Origin of the sequence: Micromonospora sp. NPDC051300, assembly GCF_044455315.1 — a bacterium.
Lineage (GTDB): Bacteria > Actinomycetota > Actinomycetes > Mycobacteriales > Micromonosporaceae > Micromonospora > Micromonospora robiginosa.
In genome coordinates this window covers 1-14,492 of record NZ_JBITEP010000018.1, presented here as the reverse complement: position 1 = coordinate 14,492, position 14,492 = coordinate 1, and the positions used below count along the sequence as shown (strand labels likewise).

The 14,492-nt window shown below is 72.6% G+C and carries 14 protein-coding genes; 10 read left to right on the top strand and 4 right to left on the bottom strand.

All coding sequences use genetic code 11. The features are described from left to right. Nucleotides 1-12: 12 nt before the first annotated feature. Genes ilvA through ACIA5A_RS20050 form a run of 4 tightly spaced genes read right to left on the bottom strand, consistent with a single transcriptional unit; the run spans nt 13 to nt 4,786 of the window. Nucleotides 13-1,233 carry a threonine ammonia-lyase gene (gene ilvA, locus ACIA5A_RS20065; protein ID WP_396764260.1) on the bottom strand — a complete coding sequence of 407 codons (1,221 nt, stop codon included), beginning with the start codon at nt 1,231-1,233 and terminating at the stop codon, nt 13-15. Then, on the bottom strand, nt 1,230-2,162 hold the full coding sequence (locus tag ACIA5A_RS20060) for a DUF4328 domain-containing protein (protein ID WP_396764257.1): 933 nt from the start codon (nt 2,160-2,162) through the stop codon (nt 1,230-1,232). The genes ilvA and ACIA5A_RS20060 overlap by 4 nt, the downstream gene beginning before the upstream one ends. Before the next feature lie 51 nt (nt 2,163-2,213). Further along, nucleotides 2,214-3,626, bottom strand: a complete 1,413-nt coding sequence (locus tag ACIA5A_RS20055; RefSeq protein WP_396764254.1) for an amidase — start codon at nt 3,624-3,626, stop codon at nt 2,214-2,216. A gap of 17 nt (nt 3,627-3,643) precedes the next feature. Further along, on the bottom strand, nt 3,644-4,786 hold the full coding sequence (locus tag ACIA5A_RS20050; protein WP_396764251.1) for a cystathionine gamma-synthase: 1,143 nt from the start codon (nt 4,784-4,786) through the stop codon (nt 3,644-3,646). A 96-nt stretch (nt 4,787-4,882) separates the two neighbouring features. Here ACIA5A_RS20050 and ACIA5A_RS20045 point away from each other — a divergent pair, with 96 nt between their 5' ends. From ACIA5A_RS20045 to ACIA5A_RS20000, 10 genes are all read left to right on the top strand, one after another. Continuing rightward, on the top strand, nt 4,883-5,209 hold the full coding sequence (locus ACIA5A_RS20045; protein ID WP_396764248.1) for a hypothetical protein: 327 nt from the start codon (nt 4,883-4,885) through the stop codon (nt 5,207-5,209). Between the two features lie 2 nt (nt 5,210-5,211). Then, nucleotides 5,212-5,904, top strand: a complete 693-nt coding sequence (locus ACIA5A_RS20040; protein ID WP_396764245.1) for a nucleotidyl transferase AbiEii/AbiGii toxin family protein — start codon at nt 5,212-5,214, stop codon at nt 5,902-5,904. 36 nt (nt 5,905-5,940) lie between these two features. Continuing rightward, nucleotides 5,941-6,354 carry an HIT family protein gene (locus tag ACIA5A_RS20035; RefSeq protein WP_396764242.1) on the top strand — a complete coding sequence of 138 codons (414 nt, stop codon included), beginning with the start codon at nt 5,941-5,943 and terminating at the stop codon, nt 6,352-6,354. 76 nt (nt 6,355-6,430) lie between these two features. After that, nucleotides 6,431-7,093, top strand: a complete 663-nt coding sequence (gene msrA / locus ACIA5A_RS20030; RefSeq protein ID WP_396764239.1) for a peptide-methionine (S)-S-oxide reductase MsrA — start codon at nt 6,431-6,433, stop codon at nt 7,091-7,093. 39 nt (nt 7,094-7,132) lie between these two features. Next, on the top strand, nt 7,133-7,474 hold the full coding sequence (locus ACIA5A_RS20025) for a hypothetical protein (RefSeq protein ID WP_396764236.1): 342 nt from the start codon (nt 7,133-7,135) through the stop codon (nt 7,472-7,474). 340 nt (nt 7,475-7,814) lie between these two features. Beyond that, the gene (locus tag ACIA5A_RS20020) at nt 7,815-9,605 is read left to right on the top strand and encodes an N-acetylglutaminylglutamine amidotransferase (protein WP_396764234.1); all 1,791 of its coding nucleotides are present in this window, start codon (nt 7,815-7,817) and stop codon (nt 9,603-9,605) included. A gap of 2 nt (nt 9,606-9,607) precedes the next feature. Beyond that, nucleotides 9,608-11,449, top strand: coding sequence for an N-acetylglutaminylglutamine synthetase (gene ngg / locus ACIA5A_RS20015; RefSeq protein WP_396764231.1), 1,842 nt, complete (start codon nt 9,608-9,610; stop codon nt 11,447-11,449). Continuing rightward, nucleotides 11,446-12,630 carry an osmoprotectant NAGGN system M42 family peptidase gene (locus tag ACIA5A_RS20010; RefSeq protein WP_396764228.1) on the top strand — a complete coding sequence of 395 codons (1,185 nt, stop codon included), beginning with the start codon at nt 11,446-11,448 and terminating at the stop codon, nt 12,628-12,630. The genes ngg and ACIA5A_RS20010 overlap by 4 nt, the downstream gene beginning before the upstream one ends. A gap of 282 nt (nt 12,631-12,912) precedes the next feature. Further along, nucleotides 12,913-13,842 (top strand): ribonuclease Z, encoded by a 930-nt coding sequence (locus ACIA5A_RS20005; protein WP_396764225.1) that lies wholly within the window; start codon nt 12,913-12,915, stop codon nt 13,840-13,842. Next, nucleotides 13,839-14,348: a GNAT family N-acetyltransferase gene (locus ACIA5A_RS20000; RefSeq protein WP_396764222.1), complete on the top strand. Its 510-nt coding sequence runs from the start codon at nt 13,839-13,841 to the stop codon at nt 14,346-14,348. The genes ACIA5A_RS20005 and ACIA5A_RS20000 overlap by 4 nt, the downstream gene beginning before the upstream one ends. Nucleotides 14,349-14,492: the final 144 nt, after the last annotated feature.

The window sequence follows — 14,492 nt, the reverse complement described above, 5'->3', positions numbered from 1 at the left end:
TTGCGGGCGGGCTCACCCCTCGCCCGCGAAGACCACCTGGTAGCCGCTCGCGCGCAACGCGCTGATCAGCGTGTCCGAGTGCTCCACCCCGCGGGTCTCCACGGAGAGCGCCACCTCCACCTCGCCGAGCCGCAGGTGCGGGTTGGCCCGCTGGTGCACCACGTCCACCACGTTCGCCCGGTGCTCGGCGATCTCGCCGAGCAGCGAGGCGAGCTGACCGGGCCGGTCGGTGCAGCGCACCGTGACGCGCAGGAAACGGCCGGCCGCCGCCAGGCCGTGCTCGATCACCCGGAGCATCAGCAGCGGGTCGATGTTGCCGCCGGAGAGCACCGCGACCGTCGGCGTGGACACCTCGACCGCGCCGGCCAGCAGCGCCGCCACGCCTACCGCGCCGGCCGGCTCCACCACCTGCTTGCCGCGTTCCAGCAGCATCAGCAACGCCCGGGAGATGTCCTCCTCGGAGACCGTGACGACGTCGTCGACCAGCTTGCGGACGTGGGTGAAGGTCAGCTCGCCGGGCCGACCCACCGCGATGCCGTCGGCGATCGTCGCGAAGGACGGCAGCCGGACCGGTTCGCCGGCCCGCAGCGAGGGCGGGAAGGCCGCGGCGCTCGCCGCCTGCACCCCGATCACGCGTACGTCGGGACGCAGCGCCTTGGCCGCCACCGCCATCCCCGAGACGAGCCCGCCACCACCGACCCCGGTCACGATGGTGCGCACGTCCGGGCACTGTTCCAGGATCTCCAGCGCCACCGTGCCCTGCCCGGCGATGACGTCCGGGTGGTCGAACGGGTGGATGAACACCGCGCCGGTGCGCTCCGCGAACGTCTGCGCCGCGACCAGCGACTCGTCCACCGTGTTGCCGACCAGCTCGATCCGGGCGCCGTACCCCTTGGTCGCGGCGACCTTCGGCAGCGGCGCGTTCACCGGCATGAAGACGGTGGCCTGCGTGCCGACCAGGCCGGCGGCGAGCGCCACGCCCTGGGCGTGGTTGCCGGCGCTCGCCGCGACCACGCCGCGCGCCCGCTCCTCGGCGGAGAGCCGGGAGATCCGCACGTACGCGCCGCGCACCTTGTACGACCCGGCGCGCTGCACGTTCTCGCACTTGAGCCAGACCGGCCCGCCGAGCGCGGCGCTGAGCGGCCGGGAGGGCTCCAGCGGGGTGGTGCGGGTGACGCCCGCGAGCAGTTCCCGCGCGGCCTGAACGTCGGCGAGGCCGACCATCTCCGTCATGCCCCGATCGTGCCACCCACCTCCGGCGGAACCTGCGGCGACGTCACCGACGGCCCGCCGGCACCAGGCGCGGAGGCACCGGGCACGGGCACGGGGGCACCCGGCGCCGGCCAGCCGGGGTGCGCGGCCGGCCAGCCGGGCTGCCCGCCGGGCCAGCCGGGCCAGGCGGGCACCGCCCGGGCGAGGCGGTCCTGCTGGGCGGCGGAGATCCGGCGGACCAGCACGACGAACGCCGCGGCGGCGACCAGGCAGGCCACCGCCGGCGCCAGGCGCGGCAGGAGCGCCCCCTGGTAGAAGTCGACGTAGGTGGCGAACTCCTCGTCGTTGCGCGGGAACTCGGTCAACCGTTCGTAGCGGCTCTCCTCCAGCTTCGCGACCACCCGCTCGCCGATCGAGAAGACCAGCCAGGCCGACCACCAGAGCACGACGAGCCCCGGCGTGCGCCGACGCCACAGGCTGAGCCGGGCCACCTCGGCCACCACCCGGGCCGGCACGACGAAGTTGGCGAACGGCACCAGCCAACCGGCGATCGCCCAGGTGGGGCTCTGGGTCGGCGTGGCGCCGCCGAACGCGTCCAGGTTCTTGCGCACCCGCCACGTCCAGATCACCACCAGCGTCGCGGCGACCAGCAGGGCCAGGATGAACGGCAGGGTGACCAGGACCTCCGCCAGCACCGCGCCGAGCAGGACGTCCCGGTCGAGCCGCTCGGCCGCGGACCGGGCCAGGCGCACGCCCACCAGCGGGAACAGCGCGGAGAGCGTGAACAGCACGGCCGTCGCGCCGACCGCGACGCAGGCGGCCAGCCCCAGGCCCCGGACGGCGTACGTGGGCACGCCGGGCAGGACCGCGGGCTGGCCGTGGCGGGTGCCGCAGCGCTGGCACTCGTCGAAGGCGGGGGACGTGGCGTCCCCACAGGTCTGGCAGTGCATCGGGGACCGTCCGAGGGGTGTGCGCGAAGGGGGTGCGCACAACCTAGACGATCACGTGGTGGCGGGTGACCCCGTGCCGACCCGGGGATAACCGGGCGCGTGCCGCGTCCACGGCGCCTGCATCTCGAACTGGCCGGCCACCCCGAGCAGCAGCAGCTCGGAGCCGGGCGGGCCGACGAACTGCACGCCGACCGGCAACCCGTCCGGGCGGCGGCCCACCGGCACCACGATCGACGGCAGGCCGGCGATGTTCCACGGCGCGGCGTACGGGGCGTACCTGATGTTCGTCCGCATGTTCGCCAGCCAGGACCGGTCCGACCAGCCGGCGGCCTCCGGCGGCGGCCCGGCCAGCGCCGGGGTGAGCAGCAGGTCGACCGAGTGGTCGTCGAAGAAGTGCACCGAGCGCTCCCGCCAGGCGGCCCGGTCGGCCTCCCGGACGTACCCCCGGCGCTGCGCCCACTCGCCGAGCGCGACGTGCCGGCGGCTGCGCCGCTGGAGCTGGCGCGGCGCCACCCCGGCGGCGCGCACGTCGGCGGCGGCGGCCGCGAACCAGGTGGCGATGCCCTGCAGGCCGAGCCGGGTCGGATAGACCGGGTCGGTGGGGACGGCGTCGTGCCCGGCGGCGGCGAGCAGCCGACCGGCGGCGGCGACGGCGTCCCGGTTCGCCGCGTCCGGGGAGACGCCCTTCACCGGCGAGCGCAGCGACACGCCCACCCGCAGCCGGGGCGGCGGGACAAGCTTGTCCGGCCGGCGCCCGGCCAGCACCGAGAAGCCGACCACCGCGTCGGCCACCGTGCCGGTCAGCACGCCGTGCTCGGTGAGGCCGAACCAGTCGTCCGCGCCGAGCTGGCAGGGCACCACGCCCCGGCCGGGCTTGAGCCCGACCAGGCCGCAGCAGGCCGCCGGGATGCGGATCGAGCCGAGACCGTCGTTGCCGTGGGCCATCGGCACCAGCCCGGCGGCCACCGCGGCGGCCGCGCCGCCGGAGGAGCCGCCGGGGGTACGCGTCGGGTCCCACGGGTTGCGGGTCACCCCGGAGTCGTCGTCGGTGAGGGCCCACAGGCCCAGCTCCGGCATCCGGGTCACCCCGAGGATCACCGCGCCCGCGCCGCGCAGCCGGCGGACCACCTCGTGGTCGGCCTCGGCCACGGGAGTACGCATCGCGGCGGACCCGTTCCAGGTGGGCAGGCCGGCCACCGGCGTGTTCTCCTTGACCGCCACCGGCACCCCGGCCAGCGGCAGGTCGGCCAACTCCTCCTGCTCGTCGACCTTCTCCGCCTCGGTGATCGCCTCACCGCCGCGTACCGTGCGGAACGCGGCCAGCTCGGCGTCGACCCGGGACACGTGTTCGAGGTGGTCGGCCACCACCTGGGTGGCGGAGACGTCGCCGCGGCGCACCGCTCGGGCGATCTGTTTCGCGGTCGCCCCGACCCAGGTCGTCGGCAAGATGTCCGGCACTGCCACCCTCCGTCGTCCAGCGGTCAGCCCAGTGCCTGCTCCAGATCGGCGAGCAGGTCGTCGACCGTCTCGATGCCGACAGACAGTCGCACGAGATCACCGGGAACTTCAAGCGGCGAGCCGGCAGCGCTCGCGTGTGTCATCCGCCCCGGGTGCTCGATCAGGGACTCGACGCCGCCGAGCGACTCGGCGAGCACGAACAGCCGGGCCCGGTTGCAGATCTCCACCGCGTGCTCCTCGCCGCCGGCCGCCCGGAACGAGATCATGCCGCCGAACCGGCGCATCTGCTTGGCGGCCACCTCGTGCCCCGGGTGCGAGGGCAGGCCCGGGTAGATGACCTGGGCGACCTTGGCGTTGCCGTCCAGGAAGGCGGCGATCCGCTCGGCGTTGTCGCAGTGCCGGTCCATCCGTACCCCGAGGGTCTTGATGCCGCGCAGGGTGAGCCAGGCGTCGAACGGGCCGTTGATCGCGCCCATCGCGTTCTGGTGGTAGCGCAGCTCCTCGCCGAGCGTGCGGTCCGCGGCGACAAGCGCGCCACCGACCACGTCGGAGTGCCCGCCGACGTACTTGGTGGTGGAGTGCACCACCACGTCCGCGCCGAACGCGATCGGCTGCTGGAGGTACGGCGAGGCGAACGTGTTGTCGACCACGAGCAGCGCGCCGGCGTCGTGCGCCACGGCGGCCAGCGCGGCGATGTCGGCGATGCCGAGCAGCGGGTTGGTCGGCGTCTCCACCCAGACGATCCGGGTGGCGCCGGGCCGGATCGCGGCGCGCACCGCGTCCGGGTCGGAGACCTTCGCCGGGGTGTAGTCGAGGCCCCAGCGCTCGGCCACCTTCGCGAACAGCCGGTAGGTGCCGCCGTACGCGTCGTCCGGGATCACCACGTGGTCACCCGGCTTGCAGACGGTCCGCAGCAGCGTGTCCTCGGCGGCCAGGCCACTGGCGAAGGCGAGCGCCACCGGGCCGCCCTCCAGCGCCGCCAGGCACTCCTGCAACGCGTCCCGGGTGGGGTTGCCGGAGCGGCTGTACTCGTAGCCCTCGCGGGGCGCGCCGACGGCGTCCTGGGCGTAGGTGCTGGTCTGGTAGATCGGGGGGATCACCGCGCCGGTGCGGGCCTCGGGGTCCTGGCCGGCGTGGATGGCGAGTGTCTCGAAGCCGTGGCTCATGCCCGAGACGTTAGTCGGCCGGCCCGGCCGGCTGCCGGGAACCCGGGCGCGGGTCACATCCACGAGGTTGTCGGGCCGGTCCGCCATACTGGGCCGGTGAGTTCGACCGAAGCGCTGCCGTCCCGCCTGCTCGGCGTGGCCGACCGGATCCCCGCGTCGTTGGACGAGCTCGGGGGACCTGACCGCGGCCGGGTCCGGCTGCCGATCCGACTCGCGTGGTCCGGGTTGACCACTTTCGATGTCGAGGACAGTGGGCAGCGCCTCACGCTCTACCGCACGCTGATGGACTGTGGGCAGCGCGAGGACATAGCCCGATACGTCAACCCGGTCCTCCTGCGCGAGGATTGGGCGCGCATCCGCAGGCTGACCGCTCGGCGGGTGATCGCTGTGTGGGAGAGCAGGTTGCCGGGATTGACCGCGTAGCCGTGGACGACCTGCATGCGCACCTGCTGCGCATCGGTTTCCGTGCTGGTGACGAACTCGGCCTGGTCCTCGCCGGCGGTTACGCCCTCGTCGCGCATGACCTCGTCGAACGCCCGTCGCGCGACATCGACTTCGCCACCGCCACCGCTCTACCCCTGCCTGACGTGGCAGACCGTCTGACGGTGGCATACCGGGCGGCGGGCTTCGGATGCCGCCTCGTCGAGGTCACGCCCCGAATGGCGCGGCTGCTGGTGAGCGGCCCGTCGGGCGACTGCGAGGTCGACTTGCTCAAAGAGGCGATCGGCCCACCGGCCGCGCTGCACATCGGTCCGGTGCTGGCGCTCGAGGACGCGGTGGGACTCAAGGTCAGAGCGCTGCACGACCGCGCCGCACATCGCGACTACATCGATGCCATGGCCGCCAACAGGTTGTTGGCATGGACCGAGCTGGAAACCTTGGCCGCTCGGCACACGGCCGGATTCTCGCTCGACGAGCTGGCGGACCGGCTCGGTGGGATCGACGAACTCGACGTGGAGACATTCGCGGCGTACGGCCTCGGTGAGGACGACATCGGGGAACTACGACGCTGGGCGCGGCGATGGGAGGCGGACGTCCGGACGCGCCTGGCCAATGGCGAGACCGGCCCGCCGGGCATCCCCGACGACGACTGGGACACCTATCTCGACCTGCGGTGACGGGCCGACGCAAGCGGAGGGGCCTAGCCTGGACGGATGAGCGGGTGTGTGTTCTGCGGGATCGTGGCCGGTGAGGTGCCGGCCTTCACCGTGACCGACGAGCCGGACGGGGTGGCGTTCCTGGACACCCGACCGGTGTTCAAGGGACACGTGCTGGTGGTGCCCCGCACCCACCTGGTGACGATCGCCGACCTGCCCGCCGACACGCTGCCCGGCTACTTCCGGTTGGTGCAGCGGGTCGCGGTGGCGGTGCAGTCCGGTCTGGGGTCCGGCGGGACGTTCGTGGCGATGAACAACACGGTGTCTCAGTCCGTCCCGCACCTGCACACCCACGTGGTGCCCCGCACGAAGGGCGACGGGCTGCGCGGCTTCTTCTGGCCCCGCACCCGCTACGCCGACGACGCCGAGGCGGCCGGCTTCGCCGAGCGGATCTCCGCCGCGCTGGCCTGAGGTCAGGGTGGGCGGGTAAGGAACCGGGCACCGGCGCTGTTGCACACGCTGGGAAAGCCACGAGAGGAGTCCCACCGTGTTCCTCCGCCGCATGAAGGCCGAGATGATCTCTCCTGACCAGGCCCTGCCGGGCCGCCCGCTCGCCATGCCGGTCGCCGACCGGCACGAGGTGCTGCCGTCGGCGCTGAAGGGCCCGTTCCCCGAGGGCGCGCAGGTCGCCGTCTTCGGCATGGGTTGCTTCTGGGGCGCCGAGCGCCTGTTCTGGACCCTGCCCGGCGTGATCACCACGTCCGCCGGTTACGCGGGCGGTTACACCACCAACCCGACGTACGAGGAGGTCTGCTCCGGCATGACCGGGCACGCCGAGGTGGTTCAGGTGGTCTACGACCCGTCGAAGATCGCCTACGAGGACCTGCTCAAGGTCTTCTGGGAGAACCACGACCCGACCCAGGGCATGCGCCAGGGCAACGACGTGGGCACCCAGTACCGCTCGGCGATCTACACCACCACCGACGAGCAGCGCGCCGCGGCGGTGGCCTCGCGGGACGCGTTCGCGCCGATCGTGGCGCGCGCCGGCAAGGGTGAGATCACCACGGAGATCGCCCCGCTGGGCGACTACTACTTCGCCGAGGACTACCACCAGCAGTACCTCGCCCCGACGAAGAACCCGAACGGCTACTGCAACCACGGGCCCAACGGGCTGAGCTGCCCGGTCGGCGTCGCCCGTACCGGAAGCTAGGCCCGATCGTTAGGCTGGGCTGACGACGAGGAGGGCACGATGAGCGGCGAGAACGGGCCCCGCCCGAGCGGGTACGCCAAGCCGGTCATCGTGCCCGACAGCCTGGATGATCTGCGCGGGCCCACGCAGGGGATCGTGGACCTACCCAGGCACCTGAAATGGTCGGGGAACAGCAGGTATGACCTGGCACAGCCGGGCCGGATGAGAGACCTCTACCGCGCGGTACTCAACGAGGCGGCCAGCACCGAGGACCTTGCGACGTACGTGGACCGCGACTCGCTGATCCGCCTCTGGCCGACCATCTGGCTCCCGAGTTCTGTTCGTCGAGCCTGGGAAGCTCGGTTTCCGAACCTGAATGCCGACCGCCGGTCCGCCGCCTGACTCCGATGCTGTCCCGTCATCGAAAGATCACTGAGATTGCCCTTGGGGCGGCGGTCGCTTCGGCTTCGCACTGGCAGGCGGCTACGCGGTCAGCGCCCACGGCATGCGTCCCACTACTTCGCCGACGACTACCAGCAGCAGTACCTGACCCCGATGAACCGGGTCTGCGGTGTTCGTCACACCGTGGGCCCGGCGCATTTCCGACATCGGTCACCGGGCGGGAGGAACCGAAGGCGTGACGGACGACCACCCTGGGTGACCGCGCACTGTAGCAAGGTGTCACACGTTCGTCATCGTCTCAACAGGCGAACTGCAACAAGCTCTGGCAGCATTGTCTCGCATGTGCGGACTTGCGGGAGAGTTCCGCCGTGACGGTTCACGTGCCGACGTCTCGGCCGTGGAGCGGATGGCGGCCACGATGAGTGACCGAGGGCCCGACGACAGCGGCATCTGGTCGCAGGGCCCGACCGCGTTGGGACACCGACGCCTGAAAATCATCGACTTGTCCGCCGCCAGCGGCCAACCGATCGTCGACGCCGCCGCGGGCCTCACCGGGGTCTTCAACGGCTGCATCTACAACTACCGGGAACTGCGCGCCGAACTCCAGGCCAAGGGCCACCGCTTCTTCTCCGCCGGGGACAGCGAGGTCGTGGTCAAGGCGTACGCCGAGTGGGGGCTCGACTTCGTCGACCACCTGATCGGCATGTTCGCGGTGGCGATCAGCGAGCGGGACACCGGCCGCCTGGTGCTGGCCCGGGACCGCCTCGGCATCAAGCCGCTCTACCTCGCCGAGACCCCCGGCGTGGTGCGCTTCACCTCGACCCTGCCGGCGCTGCTGGCCGGCGGCGGCGTCGACACCACAATCGACCGGGTGGCGCTCGCGCACTACCTGAGCTTCCACAGCATCGTGCCGCCGCCGCGGACCATCCTCGCCGGCGTTACCAAGCTGCCGCCGGCCACGGTCCGGGTGTACGAGGCGGACGGCACCACCCGCGACCGGGTCTACTGGGACCCGGCGTTCGGCCGGGCCGACGAGCGGGCCGGCTGGTCCGAGCGGGACTGGCAGGACGCGCTGCTCGACTCGCTGACCACCGCGGTGCGCCGTCGCATGGTGGCCGACGTGCCGGTGGGCGTGCTGCTCTCCGGCGGCCTCGACTCGAGCCTGGTGGTCGCGCTGCTGGCCGGCGAGGGGCAGGCCCGTTCCGGCCTGGCCACGTTCTCCATCGGCTTCGACGCGGTGGGCGGTCGGGAGGGCGACGAGTTCGTCTACTCCGACCTGGTGGCCAAGACGTTCGGCACCGACCACCACCAGATCCGGGTGCCCACCGGCGACCTGCTGCCGCCGCTGGAGGCCGCCGTCTCGGCCATGAGCGAACCCATGGTCAGCCACGACTGCGTGGCGTTCTGGCTGCTCAGCCAGGAGGTCGCCCGGCACGTGAAGGTGGTCCAGTCGGGCCAGGGCGCGGACGAGATCCTGGGTGGCTACCACTGGTACCCGCCGCTGGCCGGGGTGGACCGGGAGCAGGCGCTCGAGACGTACGCGAAGGCGTTCTTCGACCGCGACGCGGCCGGACTGGCCCGGGTGCTCAACCCCGACTGGCTGGCCGACGGCGACCCGGCCCGCGAGTTCGTCGCCGCCCACCTGGGCCGGGCCGGTGCGCAGACCGCAGTCGACGCCGGCCTGCGGATCGACACCCAGGTGATGCTGACCGACGACCCGGTGAAGCGGGTCGACAACATGACCATGGCGCACGGCCTGGAGGCCCGGGTGCCGTTCCTCGACCACGAGTTCGTCGAGCTGGCCGCGAGCTGCCCGCCGGAGCTGAAGCTGGCCCAGGGCGGCAAGGGCGTGCTCAAGGAGATCGGCCGGCGGGTGCTGCCGCACGAGGTCATCGACCGGCCCAAGGGCTACTTCCCGGTGCCCGGCCTCACCCACCTGGAGGGCAAGCTCCTCGACCGGGTACGCGACGCGCTCAGCGCCCCGGAGGCGCGCCGCCGTGACCTGTTCCGCGCCGACTACGTCGACGCGCTGCTCGCCGACCCGAACGCCGAACTGACCCCGTTGAACGGAAACAAGCTGTGGCAACTGGGACTCCTGGAAATGTGGCTCCAGAGCCACGGAATCGACTGACCATGACGGACACCCTCGCCACCGGCACGGCGCGTACCGACCGGGAACGGGTGCTGGGCCGGCGCCGGGAACGCGTCGGCCCGGGCGGCGACCCGGTCGCCCCGGGCACCCCGGAACCGGCGCTGCCGTCCACCGCCGTGGCCACCGACGCCTCCGGCGTGGTGCTGGACTGCGGTTGGGGGCGGCTGGTCTTCGGCCAGACCTTCGCCGACCAGGTGCACGTGGCCGACGTGCTGCGCTCCGAGGCCAACGGCGCCCGGGACATCTGCATCTACCTGCGCGATCCGCACGTGCTGGTCTCCCGGCTGCCGGACGAGTTGTTCATCGACCCGTCGCTGACCTACCGGCTGCCGCTGGGCGAGCGCCGGCCGGCCGCCACCGAGGGCGGCGAGATTCCCGGGCTGACCATCCGGGCGCTGCGCGACGCCGACGACGCGGACGCGGTGAACCGGATCTACGCCCGCAACGGCATGGTCACCGCCCCGGTCGAGGTGCTCGTGGACAACGCCGCCACCGACCGGTTCCTGCACCTGGTCGCCGAGGACGCGGCCGGCGAGGTGGTCGGCACCATCACCGGCGTGGACCACGTCGCGGTCTTCGACGACCCGGAGAACGGCGCCAGCCTCTGGTGCCTGACGGTGGACTTCAACACCGCGCCGCCCGGCACCGGCCAGGCGCTGCTCACCGCGCTCGCCGACCAGCTCGACGCGCGCGGGCGGGCGTACGTGGACCTGTCCGTGCTGGCCGAGAACTCGGGCGCGATCCGGCTCTACGAGCGGCTCGGCTTCCACCGCACCGGCACGCTCTGCGTGAAGCGGAAGAACCCGATCAACGAGCGACTGTTCCTGCCGGCGATGCCCGAGGGCTACGACGGGCTGAACCCGTACGCGAAGATCGTCGCGGACGAGGCGATGCGGCGCGGCATCCGGGTGGAGGTGACCGACCCGCACTGGGGTGAGCTGAAGCTGACCAGCGGCGGCCGGACCATCCACACCCGCGAGTCGCTGTCCGAGCTGACCTCGGCGGTGGCGATGAGCCGCTGCGACGACAAGCGCGTCACCCGGCGCATCCTCACCGAGGCCGGGCTGTCCGTGCCGCGCGGGCGCACCGCCACCGGCGAGCCCGAAGACCTGGCGTTCCTGGCCGACGTGGGCCCGGTGGTGGTCAAGCCGGCGCGCGGCGAGCAGGGCAACGGCATCACCGTCGGGGTGCGGACGCCGGAGGCGCTGACCGCCGCCGTGGAGCTGGCCCGCCGGTTCTGCCCGGACGTGTTGATCGAGGAGCTGCGCGCCGGCGAGGACCTGCGGGTGGTGGTGATCGACCACGAGGTGGTGGCCGCCGCGGTGCGCCGGCCGGCGCAGATCACCGGCGACGGGGTGCACGACGTCACCGAGCTGATCGAGCGGCAGAGCCGTCGCCGGGCCGCCGCCACCGGCGGCGAGTCCCGGATCCCGATCGACGACATGACCCGCGAGGTGGTCGCCGAGGCCGGCCTCCAGATGCACGACGTGCTGCCGGAGGGTCAGGTGCTGGCGGTCCGGCGGACGGCCAACCTGCACACCGGCGGCACCATCCACGACGTGACCGCCGAGCTGCACCCGGCGATCGCCGAGGCGTGCGTGACGGCCAGCCGGGCGCTGGACATCCCGGTCACCGGGCTGGACCTGCTGGTGCCCGCGCCGGACGCGCCGGAGCACGTGTTCATCGAGGCCAACGAACGGCCGGGCCTGGCCAACCACGAGCCGCAGCCGACCGCCGAACGGTTCGTCGACCTGCTCTTCCCGGGCACGCGGGCACCGCAGCGACTCTGGTCGCCTGCCGGTGCGGCAGGCTCTGGGGCATGACCGCACGGAAACCCGAACCGCTCAAGCTCGACCTCGAATACCTGCGCCAGGTGCTGGTGGAACTGCTGGAGATCCCCAGCCCGTCCGGGCGTACCGACCACATCCAGCAGTACGTGGGCGAACGGCTCTCCGCGCTCGGGATCAGCTCCACGCTGACCCGGCGCGGGGCGCTGAGCGCCAGCCTGCCCGGCCCCCGGGCCACCGGCGCGGACCGTGCGGTCGTGGTGCACACCGACACCATCGGCGGCATGGTGAAGCGGCTCAAGGAGAACGGCCGGCTGGAGATCAACCCGATCGGTACGCACAGCGCCCGCTTCGCCGAGGGCGCGCACGTGCGCATCTTCACCGACGACCTGGACCGGGTCGTCACCGGCCAGATCCTTCCGCTGAAGGCGAGCGGGCACCGCTACAACGAGGCGGTCGACCTCCAGGGCGTCGGCTGGGAGCTGGTCGAGGTCCGGGTCGACGAGCCGGTGACCGACGAGGCCGGCCTGCGGGCGCTCGGCATCGACGCCGGGGACTTCGTCGCGCTGCTGCCGAACCCGTCGATCACCCCCAGCGGGTACGTGAAATCGCGGCACCTGGACGACAAGGCCGGCGTCGCCGCCGTGCTGACCGCGTTCAAGGCGATGGTCGACGCCGGCATCACCCCGGCGGTCACCGCGCACCTGCTGGTCACCGTCACCGAGGAGATCGGCCACGGCGCCAGCCACGGGCTCGACCCGGACGTGGCGGAGATCGTCTCGGTGGACGCGGCGGTGGTCGCGCCCGGCCAGCAGTCCCGGGAGAACGCCGCCACACTGGCGATGGGCGACGGCGTCGGGCCGTTCGACTACCACCTCACCCGCAACCTGGCCGCGATCGCCAAGGAGCACGGCGTCGACCTGGTCCGGGACGTGTTCGACTACTACCGCTCGGACGCGGCGTCGGCGGTCGAGGCCGGGGCGCACGCCCGGGTGGCGCTGCTCGGCTTCGGCGTGGACGCCACCCACGGGCACGAGCGCACCCACCTGGACGGCCTGCACCAGCTCACCCAACTGCTCTGCCTCTATCTGCAGAGCCCGCTGGTGTTCCCGGAGTGGGACGCCGAGCCGGAGGGCGACCTGGCCGACTTCCCGTCGCTGGCCGTGCAGCCGGCGCACGAGGACGGCCCCCGCGAGGGCCCGATCGGGCTGGACTGACCGTCTGTGATCGAAATCCGTTGCCGATGCCGCCGGGAAGTGGATAGCGTGGCGGTACACGGGAAAGGAGGTGGTCCAGACTTGTATAGCAATCGGACTCGTGAGGTGGCTGTCCGCTAGCCGCTGTCCTCGACAGTGAAGATTGATCGTCGAGACCGTGTGGCAGCGGTGCGGCGAAACCACGACAGCCACCCGACCCCCGGGGTGCCGGCCCAGTCCAGCCGGCCCGCGCGCGAGCGCGGAAGCCCCGGGGGTCGACCCTTTTCCGGGAGCGAGGACACCGTGTCGATGCGGGAGCTGGTGGTGCTCGGGACGGCCAGCCAGGCCCCGACCCGGCGACGCAACCACAACGGCTACCTGCTGCGCTGGGACGACGAGGTGATCCTCTTCGACCCGGGCGAGGGCAGCCAGCGACAGATGCTGCACACCGGGATCACCGCCACCGACCTGACCCGGATCTGCGTCACCCACTTCCACGGCGACCACTGCCTCGGCCTGCCCGGCATGATCCAGCGGCTCTCCCTGGACCGGGTGCCGCACCCGGTGGCCGTGCACTTCCCCGCCGGCGGCGGCGAATACTTCGCCCGGCTGCGCCACGCCTCCAGCTTCTACGAGACCGCCGAGCTGGCCGTCGAGCCGATCGACGCGGACGGGCAGCGGATCACACTGGGCATCGGCACGCTGGAGGCCCGCCGTCTGCGGCACCCCGTCGAGACGTACGGCTACCGGCTCGTCGAGCCGGACGGCTGCCGGCTGCTCCCGGAGCGGCTGTCCGCGTACGGCATCGTCGGTCCGGCGGTGGGGCAGTTGCTGCGCGAGGGTCACCTGGACCTCGACGGGCGTCGCGTCGACCGGGACGAGGTGAGCGTCACCCGGCCGGGGCAGCGGTTCGCGTTCGTGATGGACACCGGGCTCTGCGACGGCGTGTACGCCCTGGCCGAACACGCCGACCTGCTGGTCATCGAGTCGACGTTCCTGGCGTCGGAGACCGCGCTCGCCGCCGAGGTCGGCCACCTCACCGCCGGTCAGGCCGCGCGGGTGGCGACCGAGTCGGGGGTACGCACGCTCGTGCTCACCCACTTCTCCCAGCGGTACGCCGACCCGCGCCGGTTCCACGACGAGGCCCGCGAGCACTTCACCGGCGAGCTGGTGATCGCCGAGGATCTCCAGACGGTCCCGGTGCCGCCCCGGCGGGTACCGTCGCCCGGGTGACCGTCTCCCTACGCCCCGCGACCGAGTCCGACCTGATGGCTGTCGGCGCCCTGCACCAGCGTTCCCGGGTGGCGGCGTACTCGTCGTTCCTGCCCGCGGAGGCGCTCGCCGACCCGACAGCCGAGGCGATGGGCCGCTACTGGGTGGAGCGGCTGACCTGGGAGGCCGCCGACCACCGGATGACCGTGGCCGAGCGGGACGGGCGGCTGGTCGGCTTCAGCTATCTCGGGCCGGACGACGAGGGCGACCCGGCGACCGGCCTGCTCAACGCCATCCACCTGGAGCCGGACGAGCGGGGCCGGGGCACCGGCCGGGCGCTGATGATCGACGCCCTGGACGCGATGCGGGGCCGCGGGTGGACCCGGGCCGTGCTCTGGGTGCTGCACGACAACGCCGCCGCGCGCCGCTTCTACGAGCGCGGTGGCTGGCACGCCACCGGCGAGCGGCGCACCGACCGCATCGGCCCCGCCCTCGTACCCCAGCTCCGCTACACGCGCCGTGTGTAAGGAGGGGCCCCCTGTTAACGCCTCCGGTAGAGGCGGGGCCCCTTCTTAAAACTCCTAACTCTGGTTGCGTTGGAGTTGGCGCCAGCAGATGAGGGAGCAGGCGAGGCTGAGGAAGGCTTCGTGGATGTCGTCGCGGATTTCCCA

Coding starts and splice junctions, on each gene's coding strand:
- ilvA (WP_396764260.1), bottom strand. CDS start 1,233: ATGACGGAGATGGTCGGCCTCGCCGACGTTCAGGCCGCGCGGGAACTG.
- ACIA5A_RS20060 (WP_396764257.1), bottom strand. CDS start 2,162: ATGCACTGCCAGACCTGTGGGGACGCCACGTCCCCCGCCTTCGACGAG.
- ACIA5A_RS20050 (WP_396764251.1), bottom strand. CDS start 4,786: ATGAGCCACGGCTTCGAGACACTCGCCATCCACGCCGGCCAGGACCCC.
- ACIA5A_RS20035 (WP_396764242.1), top strand. CDS start 5,941: ATGAGCGGGTGTGTGTTCTGCGGGATCGTGGCCGGTGAGGTGCCGGCC.
- ACIA5A_RS20025 (WP_396764236.1), top strand. CDS start 7,133: ATGAGCGGCGAGAACGGGCCCCGCCCGAGCGGGTACGCCAAGCCGGTC.
- ACIA5A_RS20020 (WP_396764234.1), top strand. CDS start 7,815: ATGTGCGGACTTGCGGGAGAGTTCCGCCGTGACGGTTCACGTGCCGAC.
- ngg (WP_396764231.1), top strand. CDS start 9,608: ATGACGGACACCCTCGCCACCGGCACGGCGCGTACCGACCGGGAACGG.
- ACIA5A_RS20010 (WP_396764228.1), top strand. CDS start 11,446: ATGACCGCACGGAAACCCGAACCGCTCAAGCTCGACCTCGAATACCTG.